We start from the raw sequence: 11,558 nt of genomic DNA, 5'->3' as shown, positions 1-11,558 counted from the left end.
TTCGGGGGAGGTGAGGCGGGGGGAATTTAAACTGTAGAAAGCAAAACCCCCGGCCTGGGCCGGGGGTTCTGTGATCACTCGTCGAGGAAGGAGCGCAAATGCTCGCTTCTCGTCGGGTGGCGCAGCTTGCGCAGCGCCTTGGCTTCGATCTGGCGGATCCGCTCACGGGTAACGTCAAACTGTTTACCGACTTCCTCAAGGGTGTGGTCGGTATTCATGTCGATGCCGAAGCGCATGCGCAGTACCTTGGCTTCACGGGCAGTGAGGCCGGACAGTACGTCGCGAGTGGCTTCTTTCAGGCTCTCAACGGTAGCAACATCGATTGGCGACTGCATGGTCGAGTCTTCGATGAAGTCACCCAGATGGGAGTCTTCGTCATCACCGATCGGGGTTTCCATGGAGATCGGCTCTTTAGCGATCTTCAATACCTTGCGGATTTTATCCTCAGGCATTTCCATGCGTTCGCCCAGCTCTTCCGGGGTCGGTTCGCGACCCATTTCCTGCAACATCTGCCGGGAAATACGGTTGAGCTTGTTGATCGTCTCGATCATGTGCACCGGAATACGGATGGTGCGGGCCTGGTCGGCGATCGAGCGAGTGATCGCCTGACGGATCCACCAGGTGGCATAAGTCGAGAATTTGTAGCCGCGACGGTATTCGAACTTGTCCACAGCCTTCATCAAGCCGATGTTGCCTTCCTGGATCAGATCGAGGAATTGCAGGCCACGGTTGGTGTACTTCTTGGCGATGGAGATCACCAGACGCAAGTTCGCTTCAACCATCTCTTTCTTCGCGCGGCGGGCCTTGGCCTCACCGATCGACATACGACGGTTGATGTCCTTGATCTCGGCAATCGTCAGACCGGTTTCGGTCTGCAATGCAGTCAGCTTCTGCTGGCAACGAACGATGTCGGCCTGGAAGCGACCAATGGCTTCAGCGTATTTGCTTTTGCCTTTGGCCAGTGCGTCGGTCCAGCTTTCGTCGACTTCGTTGCCCGGGAACTGGCGCAGGAAGTCGGCACGCGGCATGCGCGCATCACGGACACAGAGCTGCATGATCGCACGCTCTTGTGCACGCAGACGCTCAAGGGCGCTACGAACCCGCTCAACCAGGCCTTCGAATTGCTTCGGTACCAGTTTGATCGGCATGAAGAGTTCAGCCAGGGCCAGCAGTTCAGCAGTTGCCTGCTTGCTGCCGCGACCGTGCTTCTTCAGGGCCTTGCGAGCCAGTTCCATCTGATCGGAGACCGCGCCAAAGCGCTGGGCTGCGATGATCGGATCCGGACCGCTTTCGACTTCTTCTTCGTCATCGGTGCTGGCTTCAGCTTCTTCATCGTCGGTGTCGTCGTCTGCTTTCGCAGCCTTGGCATCGATCGGTGGCGGAACTTCAGCCGCAGGTGGCGCAATGCCGTCGTCCGGGTCGATATAACCGCTCAGGACGTCGGACAGGCGGCCACCTTCGGTGGTGACGCGAGTGTACTCGGAGAGAATGTGGTCAACCGTGCCTGGGAAGTGCGCGATTGCGCCCATCACTTCACGGATGCCCTCTTCGATACGCTTGGCGATTTCGATTTCGCCTTCACGTGTCAGCAGCTCTACCGTACCCATTTCGCGCATATACATGCGCACAGGGTCAGTCGTGCGACCGATGTCGGTCTCGACCGCTGCCAACGCGGCGGCTGCTTCTTCAGCGGCTGCCTCGTCGGTATCGGCGTCGGCCAACATAAGGGCGTCCGCATCCGGAGCACTCTCGTGTACGGGGATCCCCATGTCATTAATCATGCGGATGATGTCTTCCACCTGCTCTGGATCTGAAATATCCTCAGGCAGGTGGTCGTTGACCTCTGCGTAAGTCAGATACTTCTGCTCACGACCAAGGGTGATCAACTCTTTGATACGAGACTGCTGTTGCGCTTTTCCGGACATAACACCCTATCCACTGAAGGTCTTGGCGGGCAAAAAACAAGCCGAGGATTATACCCGAGCTATGACCTCACACGCCAGCTGAGGTCGGGTTTGATGCGGAAACATTGCGACTTAAAAGGTCGCGCAGTTGATTTTTCTCTTCGGCGGTCAATTCACTCTGACGCGCTTTTCGAAGAAGTTGTTCCAGGTTTCGCTCGCGTTGACGAGCTACCAAGCTAGTAATGGTGTCGAAAAACTGTTGTTCAAGGTTATCGCCATCAATCAGCCATTCCTTTTCTGCCAATGCCTTCAGCAAGCGGCCCTGTTCGGTGCCGTGCCAGCGTGCAATCAGCTGGAATGAGTTTAGCTTAGGATTCTTCTGTACGGCTTCGAGCAGGGCCACCAACAGTTGCGTATTGGTGTGGTCTTCGGCCGCAAAGTGCCCCGCATCCTCGACTTTTTGTGCCAGTTGCGGGTGGTGCAATAACGTACGCAGGGCCGCCATGGTGGGCGGCTCTACTGCTGCTGGGACGCGTGGCCCGCGCGGTTCGTCACGGTCGCCGCCACGTTTGCCGTTTTTGTCCCAGGGTTTCTTGTCCCATTTCTTGCCGCCAGCGCCGGGTTTCTTCGGTGTCCACTCCTGCTGGGGCGTGTAGGCCTCCTGCGGTTGGTGGAAGTCCGAATAGTCCGGCATGGCGTCGTAATCCATGCCCGGGTCGTAGGCCGGCGGCGCCTCTTGCGGCGCGCTGCGCGCCAGCTGGCTGACGGCCTCGCCACTCAAACCGGTAATTTCCAGCAGGCGCTGACGCATCAGGGTCCGCAGGTTGGCGCCCGGGACCTTGTCGATCAGCGGCGCTGCGAGGGTGACCATATGGGCCTTGCCTTCGAGGGAGCGCGGGTCGGACTCTTCGGTCAGTTGCTGGAAAAAGTAATCGGCCAGCGGTTGTGCATGTTGGTTGATGCGCGCGCGGAACGCGTCGGTGCCTTCGGAGCGGACCAGGGTGTCCGGGTCTTCGCCCTCGGGCAGGAACAGGAAGCGTGCGCGCCGCCCGTCCTGCAAGCTCGACAGGGTCGATTCAAGAGCGCGCCAGGCAGCGTTGCGGCCGGCCTGGTCGCCGTCGAAGCAGAATAATACGTTGGGTACCACACGAAACAGCCGCTTCAAGTGCTCTTCACTGGTGGCAGTACCCAGGGTGGCCACAGCATTGCGCAAACCTTGCTGGGCCAGGGCGATCACGTCCATATAGCCTTCAACCACGATGATTTCATCGAGGTTGCGGTTGTTCTTGCGCGCTTCAAACAGGCCGTAGAGTTCCTGGCCTTTGTGAAACACCGGGGTTTCCGGTGAGTTCAGGTATTTGGGTTTGTCGTCCCCCAGCACTCGGCCGCCGAAGGCAATGATGCGGCCGCGACTGTCGCGGATCGGGAACATCACGCGGTCGCGGAAGCGGTCATAGCGCTTGCCGGTCTCGGCGTTTTCCACCAGCAGGCCAGCGTCGATCATGGCTTTTTGCTGCAGGGTGTCGCTGCTCAGGTGTTTGTACAGATTGTCCCAGCCGGGCGGGGCGAAGCCGAGGCCGAAGTCGCGGGCGATTTCACCGGTCAGGCCGCGGCCCTTGAGGTAATCGACGGCGGCTTTGCGCTGCGGATGGCTTTTCAGTGCCTGGCGGTAAAAGTCGGCGGCGGCAGTGAGCAGCGGGTATAGCGGCGAATCGGTGGGTTGCCGCGGTTTGTGCGGGCGGCCACTTTCTTCGCGGGGGATTTCCATGCCGGCGGCTTTCGCCAGTTCCTCGACGGCCTGGGGGAAGTCCAGGTTGTCGTGGTCCATGATGAAGCCGAGGGCATTGCCGCCAGCGCCGCAGCCGAAGCAGTAGTAGAACTGCTTGTCGGGGCTGACGCTGAACGACGGAGTCTTTTCCTTGTGGAACGGGCAGCAGGCGGTGTAGTTCTTGCCGGCCTTTTTCATCTGCAGGCGCGAGCTGACAACATCGACGATGTCGGTGCGGTTCAGAAGGTCGTCAATAAAGCTCTGGGGAATTAGCCCGGCCATGGCGTTCTCGTCATCACTGCGTGTAAAAGAGGGCCCGCAAAGTGTTCAAGGCGCGCGTATCGTGCGGCTCGATAATCTGTCGTCTGCTTGGTCTGTCAGGAAGTGTATCTGCCGAACATTCACTGACGTTAGTTCCGATCAGTGCCCGGCGTAGAAATGTTGCCCGGGAGTCCGGTCTTGGCCATGTGGGGGCCTCGGAAGCTCGTCTGTGGGCGCAGCCGACCTGTTGATCGCCTGTTGAAAAATAAGTGTGCTCGTCAGTAGCCTTGTTAGGCTCGTCAGAAGAGACGTGCACCGCTGGCAAAAGAGCCAGTCCTGACGTGTGAAGCGGTTCGTTTCAGTCGCGTGTGCGGCGTCAACGGTGAAGCATCAAGCGATATCCGCAAATGCCAACAGCCCGGCTGAGGGCCGGGCTTGGCAGAAGCTTGCTACGAACGTCTGTGTATTAGTACAGACGAACGGCGCGGCGCTGCTCGCGCTGAACTTTCTTGGCGTGACGCTTAACAGCGGCTGCTGCTTTGCGCTTACGCTCAGAAGTTGGCTTCTCATAAAATTCGCGGCTACGAACTTCAGCCAGAACACCGGCTTTTTCGCAGGAGCGCTTGAAACGACGCAGAGCTACGTCGAAGGGTTCGTTCTCTTTTACTTTGACGGCTGGCATCCAGAGCTACCTTCTTTCATTACCGGGAATCAACGTTCTCGTCGCAAAAAATTCGCGGCTGAGGTCGTCGGTTTTTAAGGGTTGCGGATGTTAACCCCTCATTGCCCGGAATGCAAAGCCTCTGATCGAAAACCGCTAGTCGGGAGGGGGAGCGGCGACTATTATGCGCGCCTTCGAATTCAGCCTCTACAAGGCGCAAACCCATGCTAGTTCTGGGATTAGAAACCTCGTGCGACGAAACCGGTGTCGCACTTTACGACAGTGAACGCGGGCTTTTGGCCGACGCACTGTTCAGTCAGATCGACCTGCATCGCGCCTATGGTGGCGTGGTGCCGGAGCTGGCCAGCCGTGATCATGTCAAACGCATGCTGCCTTTGATTCGCCAGGTGCTGGACGAGGCTGGCTGCGTGCCGACCGAGATCGACGCCATTGCCTACACCGCGGGCCCCGGCTTGGTCGGAGCCCTGCTGGTTGGGGCCTCTTGCGCCCAGGCGCTGGCCTTTGCCTGGGGCATTCCGGCCCTCGGCGTGCACCACATGGAAGGCCATTTACTGGCGCCGATGCTGGAAGAAAACCCGCCACAGTTCCCGTTCGTCGCTTTGTTGGTTTCAGGTGGCCATACGCAGCTGGTTCAGGTGGATGGAATCGGTCAATACACGCTTCTGGGCGAAAGCCTGGACGATGCGGCCGGTGAAGCTTTTGACAAGACCGCGAAGATGATGGGCCTCAATTACCCAGGCGGCCCGGAAATCGCGAGGCTGGCGGAAAAAGGCATCCCGGGACGCTACACCTTCCCGCGTCCGATGTGCGATCGCCCTGGCCTGATGTTCAGCTTCAGCGGCCTGAAAACCTCTGCCCTGAACACCTGGCAGCAGAGCGTCAGCGCCGGAGACGACAGTGAGCAAGCCCGTTGCGACATCTCGCTGGCGTTCCAGCAGGCCGTGGTGGAGACTTTGACCATCAAGTGCAAGCGTGCCCTGAAGCAGGCGGGTATGAAGCGCCTGGTGATCGCCGGCGGCGTCAGCGCCAACAAGGCATTGCGCAGCTCACTGGAGAAAATGCTCGGCGACATGAAGGGCGATGTGTTTTATGCCCGTCCCGAATTCTGCACCGATAACGGCGCGATGATCGCCTATGCCGGCTGCCAGCGTTTGCAGGCCGGTCAGCATGAGAGCCTGGCCATCAGCGTGCAGGCACGCTGGCCGATGGAGCAACTGCCGCCGCTGTAATCGGCGAACGTGAGCCATGTTCAGCGGGCGTATTTAAAAATGCCGTTCGCGCCCGGCAAACAGGTCGCGTAAATTGCCCCGGTGGCGCCAGACGATCAGCAGCGTAAGCACGCTCATCGGCACCAGCGCCGCCGGCTCCTGCCAGGCCAGCAATGGCAGGGTCAGGGGTGTGGCGATCAGTGCGGCCAGTGAGCTGGTGCGGGTCAGGTAGAACGTCAGCAGCCAGGCCAGGAGGGCCAGCAGCGCCGCCGGTGGGTAGATCCCCAGCAGCATGCCGGCTGCCGTCGCGACGCCCTTGCCGCCGCGAAAGCGGAAGTACAGCGGAAACAGATGGCCGAGCACGGCGCAGACGCCGATCCAGGCTTGCTGTTGCAGCGAAAGCCCGGCCAGGTCGGCGATCAACACCGGCAGCAGGCCCTTGCAGACGTCGCCGAACAGCGTCAGTACGGCGAGTTTCTTGCCGGCCAGGCGCAACATATTGGTGGCGCCGGCATTGCCTGAGCCACTCATTCGCGGGTCGGGATTTCCCGTCAGGCGGCTGAGCAAAATGGCGAAGGACAGCGAGCCGAGCAGGTAGGCGAGAGTCGCCAGTAACCAAAACATGCTAACTATTCCGGGCGAGGACGCCCTGATTCTAACGGGGCATCGCGCCCTTGTCGTGCAGCGGAGAAGAGTGCTTGGACAGAGTGTTTATCGAAGGCCTGGAAGTCGACACCGTGATCGGGGCCTACGACTGGGAGCGCGGTATCCGGCAATGCCTGCGTCTGGACCTGAGCTTCGCCTGGGACAACCGCCCGGCCGCGGCCGGTGACGACCTGACCTTGGCCCTGGATTACGCCAGCGTGTCTGCCCGCATCCAGGCCTTTGCCGAGCAGGCACAATTCCAGCTGGTGGAAACCTTCGCCGAGCGCTTGGCCGAAGTATTGATGAGTGAATTCCAGATTCCCTGGCTGCACCTCAAGCTGACCAAGCCCGGCGCCGTTTCGGCGGCCAAGGGCGTGGGCGTGGAGATCGAGCGCGGATGTCGCTAACTCAGGTTTACCTTGGTCTTGGCAGCAATATCGAGCGCCAGACGCATTTGTGCGCCGGCCTCGATGCGCTGGCGGGTTTCCTGACGGATATGCACTGTTCGCCGGTGTTTGAAAGCCAGCCGGTGGGCATCAAGAGCGGGCCTTTCTTCAATCTCGTGGTGTCGGCCTATACCGACCTGCCGTTGATGGAGCTGGACCGCCGGCTGAAATTCATCGAGGCCGACAATGGCCGCTACGCCCCGGATCGCAAGGGTTTGCCGCTGGACATCGACGTGCTGCTGTACGGCGAGCTGGTGGGTAACTTCGACGGGCTGGTCCTGCCCCGGGCCGAAATCCTGAAGAACGCGTTTGTGCTGTGGCCGCTGTCGTTGATGGCGCCGGAGCGTGTGCACCCCGAGGCGGGCAAGACATTTGCCGCGCTGTGGCGGGATGCACACATTGATCAGGTACTGGCGCCCGTTGCGTTCCAGTGGCGAGATCAGTCGCTGACGCCGGATTCGCTCTTATAGGCTTTCAACGCCTTGAGCCGTTCGCGTTTGAGCGCTTCACCCAATTCAGGGCCTTTGAAGCCTTGTTCCAGTAGCGGCGCGACGGCCACACCTCTGGCCGCCAGCGCTGCGCCGCGCAAATAATCCGCCTGTGGATAACTTCGCTGCTCAAGGCCCTTGCGGCCACGGGCGTCCATCTCGCACGCCACCACAAACTCCTCGAAACGCTGCGGACGACGGTAAACGTCAAAGCTTTGCAGCAACTCCAGCAAGGTCGAGGGCCTCAGCTCCAGTGCGCGATGGCCGTGGGTATGGTATTCGCCCACCAGCAGCGCCAGTTCCTGGCAATCCCTTGGCACCTTGAAGCGCTCGTTCACCGCCTTGATCAGCTTCAAGCCGCGATGCTCATGGGCGATGTGCTGCGGTAACTTATCCACAGGCGTGAGGCCCTTGCCCAGGTCGTGCAGCAGGCAGGCCCAGCGCACGGTCAGCGGTTGGGCATGTAGGGCAGCCTGTTCCAGCACGCTCAGGGTGTGCACGCCGGTATCAATTTCGGGGTGGTGAGCTTCGGGCTGCGGTACGCCAAACAGGGCATCGATCTCCGGCATCAGGGTTTTCAGGGCGCCGCAATCGCGCAGTACCTGGATAAACACCTGTGGCTGATTTTCCATCAGGGCGCGGGAAATCTCCTTCCAGCTGCGCTCGGGCGTGAGGGCTTCCAGTTCGCCGGAGTTGCTGAGGTCGCGCATCAGCTCGAGGGTTTCCGGTGCGACGGTGAAACCAAGGCTGGCGTAGCGTGCGGCGAAGCGTGCAACGCGCAGCACCCTGAGCGGATCTTCGGCAAACGCCGGTGAAACGTGACGCAGAACGCGCGCTTTCAGATCACGCTGGCCGTGGTACGGATCGGTCAGGTTGCCGTCATCATCTTCGGCCATGGCGTTGATGGTCAGGTCACGGCGGATCAGGTCTTCTTCCAGGGTGACTTCGGGGCTGGCGTGAAATACAAAGCCGCCATAACCCCGGCCGCTCTTGCGCTCTGTGCGGGCGAGGGCGTATTCGTCGCCGTTCTTTGGATCGAGGAACACGGGAAAGTCCGAGCCCACAGGCTTGTAGCCCAGGGCGAGCATTTCCTCAGTGGTAGCGCCAACTACGACGCGATCAATATCGGTAACGGGGATGCCCAGCAGGCGATCTCGTACCGCGCCACCGACTTTGTAGATTTGCATGAAAAAGCCTCCATTAGCGGCACAGGATAACGCCTGCGGCCCGCCAATGGAGGCTTTGCGATTTCACAGATGCACGACAGCCAGGTCGAGGCGACCGTAGTCGTTGTCGCTGTGTTCGTTGCGGGGCGGAACATGGTGGGTTTTCATCACATGGTCACCCTGCAGCGTTTCCAGGTGGATATCGAACCCCCAGAGCCGGTGCAGGTGCTTGAGGACCTCGTCAGTGGACTCTCCCAAGGGTTTGCGGTCGTGCTGCTGGTGGCGCAGGGTCAGCGAGCGATCGCCGCGTACGTCGATGCTGTAGATCTGCACGTTGGGTTCGCGGTTGCCCAGGTTGTACTGCGCCGCCAGGGTTTCGCGGATGGTGCGGTAACCCGGTTCGTCATGGATCGCTGGCACCAACAGGTCGTCCTTGAGGTCGTCGTCCATGATGCTGAACAGCTTGAGGTCACGAATCACCTGGGGCGACAGGTACTGCAGGATGAAGCTCTCATCCTTGAAGCTGCTCATGGCGAACTTGATGGTCGACAGCCAATCGCTGCCGGCAATGTCCGGGAACCAGCGGCGGTCTTCTTCGGTAGGGTGCTCGCACATGCGTCGGATATCCCGGTACATGGCAAAGCCCAGGGCGTACGGGTTGATGCCGCTGTAGTAAGGACTGTCGAAGCCCGGCTGGAAGACCACGCTGGTGTGGGACGTCAGGAACTCCATCATGAAGCCGTCGGTAACCAAGCCTTCGTCGTACAGGTCGTTCATCAGGGTGTAGTGCCAGAACGTGGCCCAGCCCTCGTTCATCACCTGGGTCTGGCGTTGCGGGTAGAAATACTGGGCAATCTTGCGCACGATCCGCACGATTTCCCGCTGCCAGGGCTCCAGCAACGGCGCGTGTTTTTCGAGGAAGTACAGGATGTTTTCCTGAGGTTCGGCGGGGAAGCGCGCATTGTCCTTGTCGCTGTTCTTGCCAGCGCGTTTGGGAATTGTGCGCCACAGGTCGTTGATCTGCTTTTGCAGATGCTCTTCACGATCCTTCTGGCGCAGGCGTTCTTCTTCGGCGGAGATCGGATAAGGGCGTTTGTAGCGATCGACGCCGTAGTTCATCAGGGCGTGGCAGGAGTCCAGCAGGTCTTCCACCGCATCGATGCCGTGGCGCTCCTCGCACTGCATGATGTACTGCTTGGCGAAGACCAGGTAATCGATGATCGAGCTGGCATCGGTCCAGGTGCGGAACAGGTAGTTACCCTTGAAGAAGCTGTTATGCCCGTAGCACGCGTGGGCCACCACCAGCGCCTGCATGCAGATGGTGTTTTCTTCCATCAGGTAGGCGATGCACGGGTCGGAGTTGATGACGATTTCGTAGGCCAGGCCCATCTGGCCGCGGGTGTAGGACTTTTCGGTGCTGAGGAAGTGTTTGCCGTAGGACCAGTGGTGATAGCCCAGGGGCATGCCCACGGACGCATAGGCGTCCATCATCTGTTCGGCGGTGATCACTTCGATCTGGTTGGGGTAGGTGTCCAGGGCATAACCCGCCGCGATGCGGCTGATTTCCCGGTCATAGGCCTGGATCAGTTCGAAGGTCCATTCGGACCCCGTGGATATGGGTTGGCGCTTATGCTCTTTGGCGGTCATGTCACTAACCTGCGCTGGAAGAGTTCACGGAAGACCGGATAGATATCGCCGGCCGAGACCAATTGTTGCTGGGCGAAGGTGTCAGCGAAGGCTTCGCTGATGCGCTCGTACTCGAACCACAGCGCCTGGTGTTCGCGCGGGGTGATTTCGACGTAGGTGTAGTACTGCACGAAGGGCATGATCTGGTTGATCAGGATGTCGCGGCAGATGGGCGAGTCGTCGTTCCAGTTGTCGCCGTCGGAGGCCTGGGCGGCGTAGATATTCCACTCGTTCGCCGGATAGCGCTCCGCCATGATTTCCTGCATCAGCTTCAAGGCGCTGGAAACGATGGTGCCGCCGGTTTCCCGCGAGTAGAAGAATTCTTCTTCATCGACTTCCCGGGCGCTGGTGTGGTGGCGGATGAAGACCACGTCGATCTTGTCGTAGTTACGCTTGAGGAACAGGTACAGCAGGATGAAGAAGCGCTTGGCGATGTCCTTCGTCGCCTGGGTCATGGAGCCGGACACGTCCATCAGGCAGAACATCACCGCCTTGGAACTGGGATTGGGTTGCTTGACCAGCAGGTTGTACTTCAGGTCGAAGGTGTCGAGAAACGGTACGCGATGAATTCGCGCGCTGAGTTTGGCGATTTCGGCCTCGATTTCCTGAATATCGCCGAAGTTGTCCGGCTCTTCGCGTTTCAAGCGTTCCAGTTCGGCCTTGGCGTCCCGCAGTTTTGCCCGGCTGCTGCCAGACAATGCGATTCGCCGCGCATGGGCCGAACGCAGGGTGCGGATGATGTTGATCCGTGACGGGTTGCCCTCGTTGCTGATCCCGGCGCGCACGGTCTTGAAGGTGTCGGTACCGGTCAGGTTGCGTTTGACCAGATTGGGCAGCTCCAGGTCTTCGAACATGAACTCCAGGAACTCTTCCTGGGTGATCTGGAACACAAACTCGTCCATGCCTTCGCCGGAATTGCCGGCCTTGCCCGGGCCTTTGCCGCCCGCGCCGCCTTGGGGGCGCTGGATGTGTTCGCCGCTGGTGAACTCCTTGTTGCCGGGGTGCACGACCGTCTGTTTGCCGCCCCGGCCGTGGTGCAGCACCGGTTCATCGATGTCACGGCCGGGAATGCTGATCTGTTCGCCATGCTCCATGTCGGTGATGGAACGGCGGCTGACGGCCTCTTCGACGGCCTTTTTGATGTGGTCACGGTAACGCCGCAGGAAACGCTGGCGGTTTACCGTGCTCTTGTTCTTGCCATTGAGACGTCGGTCGATCACATAGCTCATGTGGGAGCCCTCCGGGCAGCTTCAAGTTACAAGCTTCAAGCGGCAAGCTGGAAGCTTAAAAACAAGCGGTCGATT

At 59.9% G+C, this 11,558-nt stretch carries 10 protein-coding genes; 3 read left to right on the top strand and 7 right to left on the bottom strand.

The genetic code is table 11. The features are described from left to right. Nucleotides 1-74: 74 nt before the first annotated feature. The 3 genes from rpoD to rpsU all read right to left on the bottom strand — a co-directional run bounded on the left by rpoD (nt 75) and on the right by rpsU (nt 4,615). Nucleotides 75-1,925, bottom strand: coding sequence for an RNA polymerase sigma factor RpoD (gene rpoD / locus M2400_RS00250; RefSeq protein WP_063026748.1), 1,851 nt, complete (start codon nt 1,923-1,925; stop codon nt 75-77). Nucleotides 1,926-1,992: 67 nt separating this feature from the next. Further along, nucleotides 1,993-3,954: a DNA primase gene (dnaG, locus tag M2400_RS00245; protein ID WP_003211012.1), complete on the bottom strand. Its 1,962-nt coding sequence runs from the start codon at nt 3,952-3,954 to the stop codon at nt 1,993-1,995. Between the two features lie 445 nt (nt 3,955-4,399). Next, a complete protein-coding gene (gene rpsU, locus M2400_RS00240) occupies nt 4,400-4,615 on the bottom strand; it encodes a 30S ribosomal protein S21 (protein ID WP_002551877.1) in 216 nt (71 codons plus the stop codon). A 203-nt stretch (nt 4,616-4,818) separates the two neighbouring features. Between rpsU and tsaD the strand changes: the two genes are divergently transcribed. Beyond that, nucleotides 4,819-5,844, top strand: coding sequence for a tRNA (adenosine(37)-N6)-threonylcarbamoyltransferase complex transferase subunit TsaD (gene tsaD, locus M2400_RS00235; protein ID WP_010167287.1), 1,026 nt, complete (start codon nt 4,819-4,821; stop codon nt 5,842-5,844). A gap of 33 nt (nt 5,845-5,877) precedes the next feature. Here the strand turns inward: tsaD and plsY are convergent, their stop codons facing one another. After that, the gene (gene plsY, locus M2400_RS00230) at nt 5,878-6,447 is read right to left on the bottom strand and encodes a glycerol-3-phosphate 1-O-acyltransferase PlsY (RefSeq protein WP_177043244.1); all 570 of its coding nucleotides are present in this window, start codon (nt 6,445-6,447) and stop codon (nt 5,878-5,880) included. 74 nt (nt 6,448-6,521) lie between these two features. On the opposite strand from plsY, the gene folB reads away from it, so the two are divergent. Together folB and folK are read left to right on the top strand one after the other, a co-directional pair. Further along, a complete protein-coding gene (gene folB, locus M2400_RS00225) occupies nt 6,522-6,875 on the top strand; it encodes a dihydroneopterin aldolase (protein WP_177131790.1) in 354 nt (117 codons plus the stop codon). Further along, nucleotides 6,866-7,384: a 2-amino-4-hydroxy-6-hydroxymethyldihydropteridine diphosphokinase gene (gene folK / locus M2400_RS00220; RefSeq protein WP_259198058.1), complete on the top strand. Its 519-nt coding sequence runs from the start codon at nt 6,866-6,868 to the stop codon at nt 7,382-7,384. Before folB ends, folK begins: the two co-directional genes overlap by 10 nt. Here the strand turns inward: folK and M2400_RS00215 are convergent. From M2400_RS00215 to M2400_RS00205, 3 genes are all read right to left on the bottom strand, one after another. Continuing rightward, nucleotides 7,354-8,589, bottom strand: a complete 1,236-nt coding sequence (locus tag M2400_RS00215) for a multifunctional CCA addition/repair protein (protein ID WP_177043247.1) — start codon at nt 8,587-8,589, stop codon at nt 7,354-7,356. The two genes, folK and M2400_RS00215, sit on opposite strands and share 31 nt — an antisense overlap. Before the next feature lie 63 nt (nt 8,590-8,652). Beyond that, nucleotides 8,653-10,215: a SpoVR family protein gene (locus M2400_RS00210; protein ID WP_259198059.1), complete on the bottom strand. Its 1,563-nt coding sequence runs from the start codon at nt 10,213-10,215 to the stop codon at nt 8,653-8,655. Further along, nucleotides 10,212-11,483 (bottom strand): YeaH/YhbH family protein, encoded by a 1,272-nt coding sequence (locus M2400_RS00205; protein ID WP_003211000.1) that lies wholly within the window; start codon nt 11,481-11,483, stop codon nt 10,212-10,214. Before M2400_RS00205 ends, M2400_RS00210 begins: the two co-directional genes overlap by 4 nt. Nucleotides 11,484-11,558 lie beyond the last annotated feature (75 nt).

Source organism: Pseudomonas sp. BIGb0558, from assembly GCF_024807515.1.
GTDB classification, from domain to species: Bacteria; Pseudomonadota; Gammaproteobacteria; order Pseudomonadales; family Pseudomonadaceae; genus Aquipseudomonas; species Aquipseudomonas yamanorum_A.
Note: the sequence above shows the minus strand (reverse complement) of the source record. Positions and strands in the feature narration are given on the sequence as shown.

Coding starts and splice junctions, on each gene's coding strand:
- rpoD (WP_063026748.1), bottom strand. CDS start 1,925: ATGTCCGGAAAAGCGCAACAGCAGTCTCGTATCAAAGAGTTGATCACC.
- dnaG (WP_003211012.1), bottom strand. CDS start 3,954: ATGGCCGGGCTAATTCCCCAGAGCTTTATTGACGACCTTCTGAACCGC.
- rpsU (WP_002551877.1), bottom strand. CDS start 4,615: ATGCCAGCCGTCAAAGTAAAAGAGAACGAACCCTTCGACGTAGCTCTG.
- tsaD (WP_010167287.1), top strand. CDS start 4,819: ATGCTAGTTCTGGGATTAGAAACCTCGTGCGACGAAACCGGTGTCGCA.
- plsY (WP_177043244.1), bottom strand. CDS start 6,447: ATGTTTTGGTTACTGGCGACTCTCGCCTACCTGCTCGGCTCGCTGTCC.
- folK (WP_259198058.1), top strand. CDS start 6,866: ATGTCGCTAACTCAGGTTTACCTTGGTCTTGGCAGCAATATCGAGCGC.
- M2400_RS00215 (WP_177043247.1), bottom strand. CDS start 8,589: ATGCAAATCTACAAAGTCGGTGGCGCGGTACGAGATCGCCTGCTGGGC.
- M2400_RS00210 (WP_259198059.1), bottom strand. CDS start 10,215: ATGACCGCCAAAGAGCATAAGCGCCAACCCATATCCACGGGGTCCGAA.
- M2400_RS00205 (WP_003211000.1), bottom strand. CDS start 11,483: ATGAGCTATGTGATCGACCGACGTCTCAATGGCAAGAACAAGAGCACG.